General features: G+C 71.5%; 13 protein-coding genes. 5 read left to right on the top strand and 8 right to left on the bottom strand.

Annotated elements, in window-relative coordinates; genetic code table 11:
* Positions 1–65: 65 nt before the first annotated feature.
* Genes pgl through tkt form a run of 5 tightly spaced genes read right to left on the bottom strand, consistent with a single transcriptional unit; the run spans position 66 to position 6,721 of the window.
* On the bottom strand, positions 66–848 hold the full coding sequence (gene pgl / locus AC07DW_RS08520) for a 6-phosphogluconolactonase (RefSeq protein WP_478856871.1): 783 nt from the start codon (positions 846–848) through the stop codon (positions 66–68).
* Positions 845–1,909: a glucose-6-phosphate dehydrogenase assembly protein OpcA gene (gene opcA / locus AC07DW_RS08515; protein ID WP_478856870.1), complete on the bottom strand. Its 1,065-nt coding sequence runs from the start codon at positions 1,907–1,909 to the stop codon at positions 845–847. Before opcA ends, pgl begins: the two co-directional genes overlap by 4 nt.
* A complete protein-coding gene (gene zwf, locus AC07DW_RS08510; RefSeq protein ID WP_478856869.1) occupies positions 1,906–3,438 on the bottom strand; it encodes a glucose-6-phosphate dehydrogenase in 1,533 nt (510 codons plus the stop codon). The genes opcA and zwf overlap by 4 nt, the downstream gene beginning before the upstream one ends.
* 3 nt (positions 3,439–3,441) lie before the next feature.
* Positions 3,442–4,584 carry a transaldolase gene (gene tal / locus AC07DW_RS08505; RefSeq protein WP_478856868.1) on the bottom strand — a complete coding sequence of 381 codons (1,143 nt, stop codon included), beginning with the start codon at positions 4,582–4,584 and terminating at the stop codon, positions 3,442–3,444.
* 34 nt (positions 4,585–4,618) lie between these two features.
* Positions 4,619–6,721, bottom strand: a complete 2,103-nt coding sequence (tkt, locus tag AC07DW_RS08500) for a transketolase (protein WP_478856867.1) — start codon at positions 6,719–6,721, stop codon at positions 4,619–4,621.
* A 356-nt stretch (positions 6,722–7,077) separates the two neighbouring features.
* Between tkt and AC07DW_RS08495 the strand changes: the two genes are divergently transcribed.
* From AC07DW_RS08495 to AC07DW_RS08485, 3 genes are all read left to right on the top strand, one after another.
* The gene (locus AC07DW_RS08495; protein WP_478856866.1) at positions 7,078–8,019 is read left to right on the top strand and encodes a heme o synthase; all 942 of its coding nucleotides are present in this window, start codon (positions 7,078–7,080) and stop codon (positions 8,017–8,019) included.
* Between the two features lie 106 nt (positions 8,020–8,125).
* Entirely contained in the window at positions 8,126–8,488 is a 363-nt protein-coding gene (locus AC07DW_RS08490) for a hypothetical protein (protein WP_478856865.1), read from the top strand.
* A 69-nt stretch (positions 8,489–8,557) separates the two neighbouring features.
* Positions 8,558–9,673, top strand: a complete 1,116-nt coding sequence (locus AC07DW_RS08485; RefSeq protein WP_478856864.1) for an amidohydrolase family protein — start codon at positions 8,558–8,560, stop codon at positions 9,671–9,673.
* A gap of 45 nt (positions 9,674–9,718) precedes the next feature.
* On the opposite strand, the gene AC07DW_RS08480 is transcribed toward AC07DW_RS08485, so the two are convergent.
* Genes AC07DW_RS08480 through AC07DW_RS08470 form a run of 3 tightly spaced genes read right to left on the bottom strand, consistent with a single transcriptional unit; the run spans position 9,719 to position 12,424 of the window.
* A complete protein-coding gene (locus AC07DW_RS08480) occupies positions 9,719–10,720 on the bottom strand; it encodes a COX15/CtaA family protein (RefSeq protein WP_478856863.1) in 1,002 nt (333 codons plus the stop codon).
* A gap of 13 nt (positions 10,721–10,733) precedes the next feature.
* Entirely contained in the window at positions 10,734–11,501 is a 768-nt protein-coding gene (locus AC07DW_RS08475; protein ID WP_478856862.1) for an ABC transporter permease, read from the bottom strand.
* Positions 11,498–12,424 (bottom strand): ABC transporter ATP-binding protein, encoded by a 927-nt coding sequence (locus AC07DW_RS08470; protein WP_478856861.1) that lies wholly within the window; start codon positions 12,422–12,424, stop codon positions 11,498–11,500. The genes AC07DW_RS08475 and AC07DW_RS08470 overlap by 4 nt, the downstream gene beginning before the upstream one ends.
* Positions 12,425–12,717: 293 nt before the next feature.
* Between AC07DW_RS08470 and AC07DW_RS08465 the strand changes: the two genes are divergently transcribed.
* Both AC07DW_RS08465 and sufB read left to right on the top strand, forming a co-directional pair.
* Positions 12,718–13,437 (top strand): helix-turn-helix transcriptional regulator, encoded by a 720-nt coding sequence (locus tag AC07DW_RS08465; protein ID WP_478856860.1) that lies wholly within the window; start codon positions 12,718–12,720, stop codon positions 13,435–13,437.
* The gene (gene sufB / locus AC07DW_RS08460) at positions 13,434–14,849 is read left to right on the top strand and encodes a Fe-S cluster assembly protein SufB (RefSeq protein WP_478856859.1); all 1,416 of its coding nucleotides are present in this window, start codon (positions 13,434–13,436) and stop codon (positions 14,847–14,849) included. The genes AC07DW_RS08465 and sufB overlap by 4 nt, the downstream gene beginning before the upstream one ends.
* The last annotated feature ends 122 nt before the right edge of the window (positions 14,850–14,971 follow it).

The following is a 14,971-nucleotide window of genomic DNA, read 5'->3' as shown; positions in this document are numbered from 1 at the left end:
ACGACGGAGGCCCGGCCCACCCCCACGGGTGAACCGGGCCTCCTTCACGGTGACCTGGGCGGTCGTCAGGCGCCCGGGGGCGGCTCCAGGGCCCCCGGGAGGCGCGCGGCCGCCGCCTGGTCCAGCAGCCACAGCGTCCGCGACCTGCCGTACGCCCCGGCTGCCGGGGCCTGCATCTCGCCCGCGCCCGACAGGGCGATCGCCACCGCCTGCGCCTTGTCCTCGCCCGCGGCCAGCAACCACACCTCGCGTGCCGCCCGGATCGCCGGCAGCGTCAGCGAGACACGGGTCGGCGGCGGCTTGGGCGCTCCGTGCACGCCCACCACCGTGCGCTCGGTCTCCCGCACCGCCGGAAGCTCCGGGAAGAGCGAGGCGACGTGCGTGTCCGGCCCGACGCCCAGCATCAGCACGTCGAACGTGGGCACCGGCCCGTCGTCGTCCGGCCCCGCGGCGGCGGCCAGCTCGCGCGCGTACGCCGTGGCGGCGGCGTCCGCGTCGTCGCCGTACGCACCGCCCGCCACCGGCATGGTGTGCACCCGCTCCGGGGCCAGCGGCACGCTGTCGAGCAGCGCCTCGCGGGCCTGGGTGTCGTTCCGGTCGGGGTCGCCCTTCGGCAGGAACCGCTCGTCGCCCCACCACAGATCGAGGCGCGACCAGTCGATCGCGTCCCGGGCGGGGGACGACCGCAGAGCGGCCAGCAGCGCGTTGCCGTTGCGGCCGCCGGTCAGGACCACCGAGGCGACGCCGCGGGCGGCCTGGGCGTCCACGATCGAGGTGATCAGCCGGGCCGCCACGGCTTGGGCCATCAGCTCCTTGTCGCGGTGGACGACGAGCTCCGGATCGCTCACGTGGCCGCCGCCTTCTTGGCCGGCGACTTGGCGGCGGCCTTCTTGGCCGCGGGCTTCGCCGCGGCGGGCCCCTCCTCGGCCGGCTGCCCGGCCGAGGTCTCCGCGGGCTCCCGCCCGCCCTCGGCGGCCCGGGACACCTCGCCCAGCCGCTCCACGCCGTACCGCAGCGCGGACGCGTAGGTGTCGTCCGGGTCGAGGCGCCGCAGCTCCTCGGCGATCAGCTCGGATGTCTCACGGCGCTTGAGCGCCACCGCGCGGTCCGGCTGGCCCTCGATGCACAGCGTGGCGAGCGACGCGTCCGGCCGGTGCAGCACGATGGGGCCGCAGCTGGTCTGCATCCGTACCGCCGTCAGGCCGGGGCCCGACGAGGTCGCGCGCTTCACCGGGATCTTCAGCCGGTCCGCCAGCCACATGGCCAGCAGCTCGACGCTCGGGTTGAACTCCTCACCCTCCACCTCGGCCGCCGTCACCTCGCACGTGACCTGGTCCAGGGCCGCCGCCAGCATCGAACGCCACGGCGTGATCCGGGTCCAGGACAGGTCCGTGTCGCCCGGCGTGTAGGCCGCGGCGCGCGTGGCGAGCTCCCGCACCGGGTGCTCCGAGGCGTACGAGTCGGTGACGCGGCGCTGCCCGAGGGCGCCCAGCGGGTCGTTGGCCGGGTCCGCCGGCGCTGCCACCGGCCACCAGACCACCACGGGCGCGTCGGGCAGCAGCAGCGGCAGGACGACCGACTGGGCGTGGTCGATGACCTCGCCGTACAGCCGCAGCACCACCGTCTCGCCGGTCGAGGCGTCCGCGCCCAGCCGCACCTCGGCGTCCAGGCGCGCGTTGGCCCGGTCACGGGGCGAACGCGAGGGGCGCTTGATGACGACCAGGGTCCGCGAGGGGTGCTCGCGGGACGCCTCGTTGGCCGCCTTCAGGGCGTCGTAGGCGTTCTCCTCGTCGGTGACGATCACCAGGGTGAGCACCATGCCTATGGCCGGTGTCCCGATGGCCCGCCGCCCCAGCACCAGCGCCTTGTTGATTTTGCTGGATGTGGTGTCCGTAAGGTCGGTCTTCATGGCCGGCGCCAGCTCCGTCCGTCTCGTGCGAGCATCTCGTCCGCCTCGGCCGGACCCCAGGTCCCGGACTCGTACTGCGCGGGCTTGCCGTGGCGGTCCCAGTACTGCTCGATCGGGTCGAGGATCTTCCAGGACAGCTCGACCTCCTCCGTGCGAGGGAAGAGGTTGGCGTCACCGAGCAGGACGTCCAGGATGAGCCGCTCGTACGCCTCGGGGCTGGACTCGGTGAAGGACTCGCCGTACGCGAAGTCCATCGAGACGTCCCGGACCTCCATGGAGGTGCCCGGCACCTTCGAGCCGAACCGCAGGGTCACTCCCTCGTCCGGCTGGACCCGGATGACCAGGGCGTTCTGCCCCAGCTCCTCCGTCGCCGTGTGGTCGAAGGGGGAGTGCGGGGCGCGCTGGAAGACGACCGCGATCTCGGTGACCCGGCGGCCGAGCCGCTTGCCGGTGCGCAGGTAGAAGGGGACGCCCGCCCAGCGGCGGTTGTCGATCTCCAGCTTGATCGCGGCGTAGGTGTCGGTCTTCGACTGCGGGTCGATGCCGTCCTCCTCCAGGTAGCCGACGGCCCTGGCGCCGCCCTGCCACCCGGCCGCGTACTGCGCGCGCACGGTGGACTCGCCGAGGTCCCTGGGCAGCTTCACCGCGCCCAGTACCTTGGTCTTCTCGGCCGCGAGCGCGTCCGCGTCGAAGGAGGCCGGCTCCTCCATCGCGGTCAGTGCGAGCAGCTGGAGGAGGTGGTTCTGGATGACGTCACGGGCGGCGCCGATGCCGTCGTAGTACCCGGCCCGGCCGCCGATGCCGATGTCCTCGGCCATGGTGATCTGCACGTGGTCGACGTACGACCGGTTCCAGATCGGCTCGAAGAGCGTGTTGGCGAAGCGGAGCGCCAGGATGTTCTGGACGGTCTCCTTGCCCAGGTAGTGGTCGATGCGGAAGACCTGGTCGGGCGAGAAGACCTCGTGGACGATGCCGTTGAGGTCCTTGGCGGAGGCCAGGTCGTGCCCGAACGGCTTCTCGATGACCGCGCGCCGCCACGAGTCGCCCTTCTCCTCGGCCAGCCCGTGCTTCTTCAGCTGCTGGACGACGACGGGGAAGAACTTGGGCGGTACGGAGAGGTAGAACGCGAAGTTGCCACCGGTGCCCTGCGCCTGGTCGAGCTCGTCCATCGTCTTCTTCAGGGTCTCGAACGCCTCGTCGTCGTCGAAGTTGCCCTGGACGAACCGCATCCCCTGGCTGAGCTGCTGCCACACCTCCTCACGGAAGGGCGTGCGGGCGTGCTGCTTGACGGCCTGGTACACCTCGTCGGCGAAGTCCTCGTCCTGCCACTCGCGCCGGGCGAACCCGATCAGCGAGAAGCCGGGCGGGAGGAGGCCCCGGTTGGCGAGGTCGTACACGGCAGGCATCAGCTTTTTACGGGACAAATCGCCCGTGACGCCGAAGATCACCAGGCCCGACGGCCCCGCGATGCGCGGGAGCCGTCGGTCTGCGGCGTCACGAAGCGGGTTCGCTCCATGAACTGCGTTCAAGGTTTACGCCTCCGAAGGGGCGAGGCGCTTGAGCTCCGCCTCGGTCGACTTGAGCAGGTCGTTCCAGGACGCCTCGAACTTGTCGACGCCCTCGTCCTCCAGCAGCCGCACGACCTCGTCGTAGCCGATGCCGAGCTTCTCGAGGGCCGCGAGGTCGGCGCGCGCCTGGTCGTACGTACCGGCGATGGTGTTGCCGGTGATCGAACCGTGGTCGCCGGTGGCCTCCAGGGTGGCCTCCGGCATCGTGTTGACCGTGCCCGGGGCGACCAGCTCGTCGACGTACAGGGTGTCCTTGTACGCCGGGTCCTTCACGCCCGTCGAGGCCCACAGCGGGCGCTGCTTGTTGGCCTGCGCCTTGTCCAGGGCGGCCCAGCGGTCGGAGGGCCGAGTCGATTCGTCGGCAGAGCCGAACACCGCCTCGTACGCCTCGTACGCCAGACGCGCGTTGGCGAGGGCGGCCTTGCCGCGCAGCGCCTTGGCCTCGTCCGTGCCGATGGAGTCCAGCCGCTTGTCGATCTCGGTGTCCACGCGGGACACGAAGAAGGACGCCACCGAGTGGATCTTCGACAGGTCCAGGCCGCGCTCCTTGGCCTTCTCCAGACCGGACAGGTAGGCGTCCATCACCGCGCGGTAGCGCTCCAGCGAGAAGATCAGCGTGACGTTGACGCTGATGCCGAGGCCGATGACCTCGGTGATCGCCGGCAGGCCCGCCTCGGTGGCCGGGATCTTGATGAGCGTGTTCGGCCGGTCCACCAGCCACGCCAGCTGCTTGGCCTCGGCGACCGTCGCCTTGGTGTTGTGCGCCAGGCGCGGGTCGACCTCGATCGACACCCGGCCGTCCTGACCCTGCGTGGCGTCGAAGACCGGGCGCAGGATGTCGGCGGCGTCGCGCACGTCCGCCGTGGTGATCATGCGGATGGCTTCCTCGACGGTCACCTCACGGGCCGCCAGGTCCGACAGCTGGACGTCGTAGCCGTCGCCCTGCGAGATGGCCTTCTGGAAGATCGACGGGTTGGTGGTGACGCCGACCACATGCTGCTGGTCGAGCAGTTCGGCGAGGTTGCCGGACGTGATCCGCTTGCGGGACAGGTCGTCCAGCCAGATCGCGACGCCTTCGTCGGAGAGGCGCTTGAGTGCGTCTGTCATGAGAGTTGCATCTCCTACTAGTCGTATACCGGCGTCAGCGCGCTGCGGCTTCGATGGATTCCCGGGCGGCGGCGGCGACCGCCTCGGCGGTGAAGCCGAACTCGCGGAAGAGCACCTTGCCGTCGGCCGAAGCACCGAAGTGCTCCAGCGAGACGATGCGACCCGCGTCACCGACGTACCGGTGCCAGGTCAGACCGATCCCGGCCTCGACCGCGACGCGCGCCTTCACCGAAGGCGGCAGCACCGCATCCCGGTACCCCTGGTCCTGCTGCTCGAACCACTCGACGCACGGCATCGACACGACCCGGGTCGGCACGCCGGCGGCCTGGAGCTGCTCACGGGCCTGAACGGCCAGGTGCACCTCGGAGCCCGTGGCGATCAGCACCGCCTGCGGCGTCGCGCTCCGCCCGTCGGCCCCCTCGGCGTCGAACAGCACGTAGCCACCGCGGGCGGCCTCGTCGTTCCACTCGTACGTCGGCACGCCCTGGCGGGTGAGCGCCAGACCGTGCGGAGCGCCCTTGCCGAACTCCTTGGTCCAGCGGCGCAGGATCTCGCGCCAGGCGATCGCCGTCTCGTTGGCGTCGGCCGGGCGGACGACGTTCAGGCCCGGGATGGCGCGCAGCGAGGCGAGGTGCTCGACCGGCTGGTGCGTCGGGCCGTCCTCGCCGAGGCCGATGGAGTCGTGCGTCCACACATAGGTCACCGGCAGGTGCATCAGCGCGGAGAGCCGCACGGCGTTGCGCATGTAGTCGGAGAACACCAGGAAGGTGCCACCGAAGATGCGGGTGTTCCCGTGCAGCGCGATGCCGTTCATCTCCGCGGCCATGGCGTGCTCACGGATGCCGAAGTGGATGGTCCGGCCGTACGGGTCGGCCTCCGGCAGCGGATTGCCCTCGGGGAGGAAGGACGACGTCTTGTCGATCGTCGTGTTGTTCGAGCCGGCCAGGTCCGCGGAGCCGCCCCACAGCTCGGGAATGACCGCGCCCAGCGCCTGGAGCACCTTGCCGGAGGCGGCGCGGGTGGCGACGCCCTTCCCGGGCTCGAAGACCGGGAGCTTCTCCTCCCAGCCGGTGGGCAGCTCGCCCGCGGCGACGCGGTCGAACTCGGCGGCCCGCTCCGGGTTGGCGGCGCGCCACTCCTGGAACCGCTTCTCCCACTCGGCGCGGGCCTCACGGCCGCGGTCGAGGGCCTGGCGGGTGTGGCCGATCACTTCGTCCGAAACCTCGAAAGACTTCTCGGGGTCGAAGCCCAGGACGCGCTTGGTGGCCGCGACCTCCTCGTCGCCGAGCGCCGAGCCGTGGGCGGCCTCGGTGTTCTGCGCGTGGGGCGCGGGCCAGGCGATGATCGAGCGCATCGCGATGAACGACGGGCGCGAGGTCTCCGCCTTGGCGGCCTGGAGGGCGCGGAAGAGGGCCTCGGGGTCGAGGTCGCCGTTCTCCTTGGGCTCCACGCGCTGGACGTGCCAGCCGTAGGCCTCGTAGCGCTTCATGGTGTCTTCGGAGACGGCGGTCTCGGTGTCGCCCTCGATCGAGATGTGGTTGTCGTCCCACAGCAGGATCAGGTTGCCGAGCTTCTGGTGGCCGGCCGTCGAGGACGCCTCCGCGGAGATGCCCTCCTGGAGGCAGCCGTCGCCGGCGATGCAGAAGACGTAGTGGTCGAACGGCGAGGTGCCGGGAGCGGCCTCCGGGTCGAACAGGCCGCGCTCGTAGCGGGCGGCCATGGCCATGCCCACGGCGTTGGCGACACCCTGGCCCAGCGGCCCGGTCGTCGTCTCGACGCCGATCGTGTGGCCGTACTCCGGGTGGCCCGGGGTCTTCGAGCCCCAGGTCCGGAAAGCCTTGAGGTCGTCCAGCTCCAGGCCGAAGCCGGCCAGGTAGAGCTGGGTGTAGAGCGTCAGGGACGAGTGTCCGGCGGACAGCACGAAACGGTCGCGCCCGGTCCAGTCGGCGTCCGCCGGGTCGTGCCGCATCACCTTCTGGAAGAGGGTGTACGCGGCCGGGGCCAGGCTCATGGCCGTACCGGGATGGCCGTTGCCGACCTTCTGTACGGCGTCGGCGGCCAGGATGCGGGCGGTGTCGACGGCCCGCTGGTCCAGCTCGGTCCACTCGAGGTCTGTGGTGGTCGGCTTGGTGCTCACCCTGGGTCAGGGCTCCTCTCCACATGTCGAATGCCGGTGACGTAGATCCCACCGGCCGTTGTCGAGCCTACCCCCGTGAGAACGTGCATTTTTTCGAGTCATTCCAGACTGCCGGGATCGGTCGGGATCCGCCTCCTGACTGGGCCCTACGGCTTTCGGCAAGTGAATACGGAGGCGCTCATCCGATCGCTCATCCGAGCGCGGAAACCACCCTTTGCGGTGCCCCCTCCAACACGACCGACCCCCGCGAAGGGCGAGGTATGGGCAACGTCTAGAGTGGCGTGGTACGCGCGAGTCTTTACCGGGCCTTCACGCCCAGGAGGCGACTCGCTGGGATGTCTCTGTCAGGGGTGTGCGTGACGGCCGTCGAATCCCGTCCGGCGGGTGTGCTCGACAGGAGCACGGGGAAGCGGCCATTCGGGGCCCGCGTCAAGGCTTTCGTGGCCCTGACCAAGCCGCGGATCATCGAGCTGCTCCTGATCACCACGGTCCCCGTGATGTTCCTGGCCGAGCAGGGCGTGCCCGACCTGTGGCTGGTGCTCGCCACCTGCCTCGGCGGCTACCTGTCGGCCGGCGGCGCCAACGCGCTGAACATGTACATCGACCGCGACATCGACGCCCTGATGGACCGGACGTCGCAGCGACCGCTGGTCACCGGCATGGTCTCGCCGCGCGAGGGGCTGGTCTTCGGCCTCGCCCTCACCGTGGTCTCCACCCTCTGGTTCGGGCTGCTCGTCAACTGGCTGTCCGCCTGGCTGTCCCTCGGCGCGCTCCTCTTCTACGTGGTCGTCTACACGATGATCCTCAAGCGCCGTACCGCGCAGAACATCGTCTGGGGCGGCATCGCCGGCTGCATGCCGGTCCTGATCGGCTGGTCGTCGGTCACGAACTCGCTGTCCTGGGCCGCCGTCGTCCTCTTCCTCGTCATCTTCTTCTGGACGCCGCCGCACTATTGGCCGCTGTCGATGAAGGTGAAGGAGGACTACGCGCGCGTGGGCGTGCCCATGCTGCCGGTCGTCGCCTCCAACAAGGTGGTCGCCCGGCAGATCGTCCTCTACAGCTGGGTCATGGTCGCCGTCTCCCTGCTGCTGACGCCGCTCGGCTACACCGGCTGGTTCTACACGGCGGTCGCGCTGGTGACCGGCGGCTGGTGGCTCTGGGAGGCCCACGCCCTGCAGAACCGCGCCAAGGCGGGGGAGACCGGCGGCAAGCTGAAGGAGATGCGGCTGTTCCACTGGTCCATCACCTATGTGTCACTGCTGTTCGTGGCCGTAGCGGTGGACCCTTTCCTGCGCTGACCCTCCCAGGGTGTGTCCGGAGATCTCGCCGACGGGCGGGTCGCGTGGCCAAGGCCACGCGGCCCGCCCGTCGCCAGTCGATCTACCCGCGAGTAGCATCCTGTCCATGGCAGACACCAAGCAGGGCGACACCACGCAGGCGGAGGCCGGGACCGCGGCGGCCGGGGCCGAGCGCACGGCCTCGAAGCTCGCCAAGCGGATCCAGACGTTCTCCAAGGAACACGGCGGCGCCGAGGGCCAGCTCGCCTACATCGGCCAGATGGGCACCCGGATCGTCCTCGTCGGCGAGGACGGCGCCTGGGGCGACCTCGTCGCGCCGACCCACGCGATCGCGAAGAGCGCCGCCGAGAAGGCGGGCCTCACCCTGCACGAGTCCTTCGACGGCGACTTCGCGGCGAAGGTCCGCACCGGCCCGTACGAGTGGACCCGCATGGCCGGCATCCAGGTCGGCGGACCCTCGAACGACTGAGGCAACACCTTGGGCGGGGCTCACCCGTTAGGACCTGTGACGGTTCGGCCATCGCAGGGAGCCCACGCAATGATCGACACCCCGACGCTGGTGGACCAGTACTGCCACGGGGTGCTCCGCACGGAGCTGGGGCTGGGCACCTTCGAGACCCTGCTCGGCCGGTCCGCCGGTCCGCCCGCGGCCGGTACGACGTTCTTCGACACCCAGACCGGCTTCGCGGTACGGCGCTGGTGCCCGCCCCTGCTCGGGCTGGAACCGCACTGCCCGCCCGCGCGGTACCTGGCCCGCCGCCGCGAGCTCGGCGTCCTGGAATCGGGGCGCCGACTGCTCCGCGCCACCGGGATCTCCACCTACCTGGTCGAGACCGGCCCGCCCGGCGACCTCACCGGCCCGGTCGAGATCGCCGCCGCCGGTGCCGCCGGCGCCCATGAGATCGTCCGTCTGGAACTGCTCGCCGAGCAGGTCGCCGACACCTCCGACAGCGTCGACGAGCTGCTCGCCAACCTCGCCCGGGCGGTCCACGGGGCGGCCCGCACCGCCGTCGCCTTCACCTCCGTCGCGGCGGTGCGGCACGGGCTCGCCGCCGCCCCCGCGCCCCCGGGGCCCGGCGAGGTGCGGGGCGCCGCGGGGCGCTGGCTGGCCCTGCGCGGGGCGGGCGGGCCGCTCACCGACCCGGTGCTGCTGCGGCACCTGCTGTGGATCGCCGTCTCGTCCGGGCGGCCGCTCCAGCTGCACCTGGGCGACGACGACCCCATGACGCTCGGCGACTTCGCGGCGGCCACCGCGGGTCTGGGCACCGACCTGGTGCTGCTGCACGGCTACCCCCACCACCGGCGGGCCGCGCACCTGACGAGCGTGTTCCCGCACGTGTACGCCGACCTCGGCCCGGCGCTCGCGAGGACGGGCGCCCGGGCGGCGGCCGTACTGGCCGAGACGCTGGAGCTGGCGCCGTTCGGCAAGCTGCTGTTCTCCAGCGGCGCGCGGGGGCTGCCCGAACTGCACGTGGTGGGGGCGCGGGTGTTCCGGGAGGCGCTCACCCGGGTGCTGGCGGACTGGGTCCGGGACGGCGCGTGGTCCGGCGCCGACGCCCAGCGGGTGGCCGACATGATCGCGTCGGGGAACGCCCGGCGGGTGTACCGGCTCGGACAGGCGACGGGCCCCGGCCGGGTCGGTACCGGGCCGTAGCGGCGTCCGGTCGGGCGGCGGGGGCCGCGCGGTGGGGCGGCCCGGTCAGGCGGCCGGGGTCAGCGCCGCGTCCGCCTGCTGGGCCGGGACACCGGCGCCCGGCTCCGCCGAGGGCCGCTCGCGCAGGCTCAGGGCCAGCCGCAGCACGGCGATCCACATCAGGGACGAGCCCAGCATGTGCAGGGCCACCAGGACCTCCGGCACCCCGGTGAAGTACTGCACGTACCCGATCCCGCCCTGCGCCAGCAGCACCAGCAGCAGGTCACGGGCGCGCGCCCGGGTGTCGTCCGGGGCGTCCACCACCCGCAGCGCGAAGAACATGGCCAGCGCGAGGGCACACACCACCCACGCGAAGATCGCGTGGACGTGGGCCATGGTGGCGAAGTCGAACGGCATGCGCGGTACGTCGCTGCTGTCGCCCGCGTGCTTGCCGGAGCCCGTCACCGTCGTCCCCGCCGCGACCAGCAGGCCCGCCACGACCACCAGCGTCCAGCCCAGCCTGCGCACCGGGCCGGGAACGCGCGGCCGGGGGGCGCCGTCGCCCTCCCCGGCGCGCACCCAGGTGAGCGTGGCGATGGTGAGCAGGGCGTTCGCGGCGAGGAAGTGCCCGGCGACGCTCCAGGGGTTGAGCCCCGTCCACACCGTGATGCCGCCGATGACCGCGTTGCTCATCACGGCCCAGAACTGCGCCCAGCCGAGCCGCGTCAGCCCCCGCCGCCACGGCTCGGTGGAACGCGCGGCCACGATCGCCCAGCCGACGGCGGCCGACAGGACGTACGTCAGCATCCGGTTGCCGAACTCGATCGCGCCGTGGATGCCCTGCTCGGGCGTGGCGAACAGACTGTCGTCCGTGCACTTGGGCCAGGTGTCGCAGCCGAGACCGGAACCGGTCAGCCGGACGGCACCGCCCGTGATGACGATGACGACGCTCATCACGACGGCGGAGAGAGCGGCGCGCCGGACCGTCTTGGGGGAGGGTGTCCAGCGCCGGGCGATATGGGCGAGGGGGGTCAGCACGGCCACTATCGTAGGCGCCCGCTTGTGCACGCGTTCACGAGGGTCACTCCCACCGGAAGAACCTCGCCGCCGCGCCCAGCCCGAGCACCGCCCAGACCGCCAGGATCCCGGCCGCGCCCCACGGCATCGACGCCCCGTCCCGCAGCACCTCCCGCAGCCCGTCCGACAGGGCCGAGATGGGCAGCAGCTCCAGCACCGCGCGCACCGCGCCGGGGAACCTCTCCAGCGGCACGATCACCCCGCCGCCCACCAGGAGCAGCAGGAACACCAGGTTCGCGGCGGCCAGCGTCGCCTCGGCCCGCAGGGTGCCGGCCATCAGCAGGCCGAGCCCGGAGAAGGCCGCCGTGCCGAGCAGCAGGAGCAGGAACACCGCCGCGGGGTTGCCCCGCGGGGACCAGCCCAGCGCCAGCGCGATCACCGTCAGCAGCGCGACCTGGAGAACCTCGGTCACCAGCACCGAGGCGGTCTTGGCCGTCATCAGCGCCCAGCGCGGCAGCGGTGACGCGCCCAGCCGCTTGAGCACCCCGTACCGCCGCTCGAAACCGGTCGCGATGGCCTGGCCGGTGAAGGCCGTGGACATCACGGCGAGCGCGAGGACGCCGGGGGCCAGGAAGTCCACGGCCTCGCCGTCGCCCGTGTCGACGATGTCGACCGACGAGAACAGGACGAGCACCAGTGAGGGGATGACCACGGTGAGCAGGAGCTGCTCGCCGTTGCGCAGCAGCATCCGCGTCTCGAACGCGGCCTGCGCGACGATCATCCGCCCGGCCGGCGCCGCACCCGGCCGGGGTGTGTAGGTCCCGCCGCTCATGAACGCAGCTCCTTGCCGGTCAGTTCCAGGAAGACGTCTTCGAGGGTGTGCCGCTCGACCGCGATGCCGTCGGGCATCACGCCGTGCTGGGCGCACCAGGTGGTGACCGTGGCGAGCAGCTGCGGGTCGACGGTGCCGCTGATGCGGTACGTGCCCGGTGTCGGCTCGGCCGCCGCGGTGCCGTCCGGCAGCGCCTTGAGCAGCGAGCCGAGGTCCAGGCCGGGGCGGCCGGTGAAGCGGAGGGTGTTCTCGGCGCCACTGCGGCACAGCTCCTCGGGGCTGCCCTGGGCGGCGACCCGGCCGGCGTCGATGATGGCGACGTCGTCGGCGAGTTCCTCGGCCTCGTCCATGAAGTGGGTGGTCAGCACGGTGGTCACGCCGTCGGCGCGCAGCTCGCGGACCAGCTCCCAGGTGGAGCGGCGGGCCTGCGGGTCGAGACCGGCGGTCGGTTCGTCCAGAAAGACCAGTTCAGGGCGTCCGACGACGGCCATGGCGAGCGCCAGGCGCTGCTGCTGGCCCCCGGAGAGCCGCCGGTACGTCGTCCGGCCGCAGGACCCGAGGCCGAGGCGCTCGATGAGGGCGTCCACGTCGAGGGGGTGGGCGTGGAGCCTCGCCGTGTGGCGGAGCATCTCGTCGGCGCGTGCGCCGGAGTAGACGCCGCCGGACTGGAGCATCACGCCGACGCGGGGCCGGAGGCGGGCGGCGTCGGCGACCGGGTCGAGGCCCAGGACGCGCACGGTGCCGGCGTCGGGGCGGCGGTAGCCCTCGCAGGTCTCGACGGTGGTGGTCTTGCCGGCCCCGTTGGGTCCCAGGACGGCGGTGACGGTGCCCGCCCGGACGTCGAGGTCGAGGCCGTTCACCGCGGTTCGGGTCCCGTACCGCTTGACCAGGCCCCGGACCTGGACGACGGACTGGTTTCGCATGTGCGGAAGTCTAGAGAGCCGCTCGCGGCCTCCCGTTCGGCGGGTGGGGACGGGCCGGAGAAAAGACCGGTGGGGGGCCCGCTCCGGGAGCCCCGCGCGGCCCTCCGCCGGACCGAGCCCGGGACAGCGAACGGGCAAAACGGGCAGGTCAGGGCCGGGGTGGCGGATTCGCCGCGCCGTCGGCCACGCTCGTTTCCGCAGGTCAGGTTAGGTTTCCCTTAGTGATGTACGGCACCGTCCACCGGTCGGGACGTCGCTTGTCAGGCCCTGAGGAATTACGCAACAATGGCGTTGTGAAAAACATCGGTGCGGCTCCCGCGGCTCCAGCGGAGGAACTCGCGACCGGGGAGCGCTCCACGCGCAACCGGGTCGCGCGGTCCATCCTGGATCACGGCCCGTCCACCGTGGCCGAGCTCGCCGAGCGGCTCGGCCTCACTCAGGCCGCCGTCCGCCGGCACCTCGACGCCCTGGCCGCCGACGGCGTGGTCGCCGCCCGCGAGCAGCGCGTCTACGGCGCGCGGACGCGAGGGCGCCCCGCCAAGGTGTTCGCCCTGACCGACTGCGGCCGGGACGCCTTCGACCAGTCCTACGACTCGCTCGCCGTCGACGCCCTGCGCTGGATCGAGCGGACCGCGGGCGAGGCCGCCGTCGCGGCGTTCGCCCGGGACCGGATCGAGTCCCAGGCCGAGGCGTACCGCGAGGCGGTCGAGGCGGCACCGCCCGAGCAGCGCGCGGAGGCGCTCGCCAAGGCCCTGAGCGCGGACGGGTACGCTGCCACGGCGCGGAACGCGCCGGTCGGACAGCAGCTCTGCCAGCACCACTGCCCGGTCGCCCACGTCGCCGAGCGGTACCCGCAACTGTGCGAGGCTGAGACGGAGATCTTCAGCCGCCTGCTCGGCACCCACGTGCAACGACTGGCGACCATCGCCCACGGCGACGGTGTCTGCACGACGTACATCCCGCACACCACATCAACAGCATCCGCAAGCACGGCCGGGAGGAACCCCGCATGACCACCGAGATCAGCCACCCCGAGCTCGAGGGCCTGGGTCGGTACGAGTACGGCTGGGCCGACTCGGACGCGGCCGGTGCCACCGCCAAGCGCGGTCTCTCCGAGGACGTCGTCCGCGACATCTCCGCGAAGAAGAACGAGCCGGAGTGGATGCTGAAGCTGCGGCTGAAGGGTCTGCGCCTCTTCGACAAGAAGCCCATGCCGAACTGGGGCTCCGACCTGTCGGGCATCGACTTCGACAACATCAAGTACTTCGTCCGCTCCACCGAGAAGCAGGCGGCCTCCTGGGAGGACCTGCCCGAGGACATCAAGAACACGTACGACAAGCTCGGCATCCCCGAGGCGGAGAAGCAGCGCCTCGTCGCCGGTGTCGCGGCCCAGTACGAGTCCGAGGTCGTCTACCACCAGATCCGTGAGGACCTGGAGGAGCAGGGCGTCATCTTCCTGGACACCGACACCGCGCTCAAGGAGCACCCGGAGCTCTTCCAGGAGTACTTCGGCACGGTCATCCCGGTCGGCGACAACAAGTTCGCGTCGCTGAACACCGCGGTGTGGTCCGGCGGCTCGTTCATCTACGTCCCCAAGGGCGTGCACGTCGAGATCCCGCTCCAGGCGTACTTCCGCATCAACACGGAGAACATGGGTCAGTTCGAGCGGACGCTGATCATCGTCGACGAGGACGCCTACGTCCACTACGTCGAGGGCTGCACCGCCCCGATCTACTCCTCGGACTCGCTGCACAGCGCCGTCGTCGAGATCATCGTCAAGAAGGGCGGCCGCTGCCGCTACACGACGATCCAGAACTGGTCGAACAACGTCTACAACCTGGTCACCAAGCGCGCCGTGGCCTACGAGGGCGCGACCATGGAGTGGGTCGACGGCAACATCGGCTCCAAGGTGACGATGAAGTACCCGGCCGTCTACCTGATGGGCGAGCACGCCAAGGGCGAGACGCTGTCCATCGCCTTCGCGGGCGAGGGCCAGCACCAGGACGCCGGCGCCAAGATGGTCCACATGGCCCCGAACACCTCCTCCAACATCGTCTCCAAGTCGGTGGCGCGAGGCGGCGGCCGCACGTCCTACCGCGGTCTCATCGAGATCGGCGAGGGTGCCCCGGGCTCCAAGTCGAACGTGCTGTGCGACGCCCTGCTCGTCGACACGATCTCCCGCTCGGACACGTACCCGTACGTCGACGTCCGCGAGGACGACGTGTCCATGGGCCACGAGGCGACCGTCTCCAAGGTCTCCGAGGACCAGCTCTTCTACCTGATGAGCCGCGGTCTGTCGGAGGACGAGGCCATGGCGATGATCGTGCGCGGCTTCGTCGAGCCGATCGCCAAGGAGCTGCCCATGGAGTACGCGCTCGAGCTCAACCGGCTGATCGAGCTGCAGATGGAAGGCTCGGTGGGCTAGCAGCCCCCGGCCGTATCGATCACGTCCCCGGGCTCACCCGGTGTGAGCCCGGTGCGCCGCCCCCGGGGCGACCGGCCCCGGCCGGTCCCGCCCCGCGGGCGGCGACCGCACCGAACGCAGAA

The organism is Streptomyces sp. NPDC045701, from assembly GCF_056432045.1.
This window is presented reverse-complemented; position numbering and strand designations above follow the sequence as displayed.

Coding starts and splice junctions, on each gene's coding strand:
- opcA (WP_478856870.1), bottom strand. CDS start 1,909: ATGAAGACCGACCTTACGGACACCACATCCAGCAAAATCAACAAGGCG.
- tal (WP_478856868.1), bottom strand. CDS start 4,584: ATGACAGACGCACTCAAGCGCCTCTCCGACGAAGGCGTCGCGATCTGG.
- AC07DW_RS08490 (WP_478856865.1), top strand. CDS start 8,126: ATGGCAGACACCAAGCAGGGCGACACCACGCAGGCGGAGGCCGGGACC.
- AC07DW_RS08485 (WP_478856864.1), top strand. CDS start 8,558: ATGATCGACACCCCGACGCTGGTGGACCAGTACTGCCACGGGGTGCTC.
- AC07DW_RS08475 (WP_478856862.1), bottom strand. CDS start 11,501: ATGAGCGGCGGGACCTACACACCCCGGCCGGGTGCGGCGCCGGCCGGG.
- AC07DW_RS08470 (WP_478856861.1), bottom strand. CDS start 12,424: ATGCGAAACCAGTCCGTCGTCCAGGTCCGGGGCCTGGTCAAGCGGTAC.
- sufB (WP_478856859.1), top strand. CDS start 13,434: ATGACCACCGAGATCAGCCACCCCGAGCTCGAGGGCCTGGGTCGGTAC.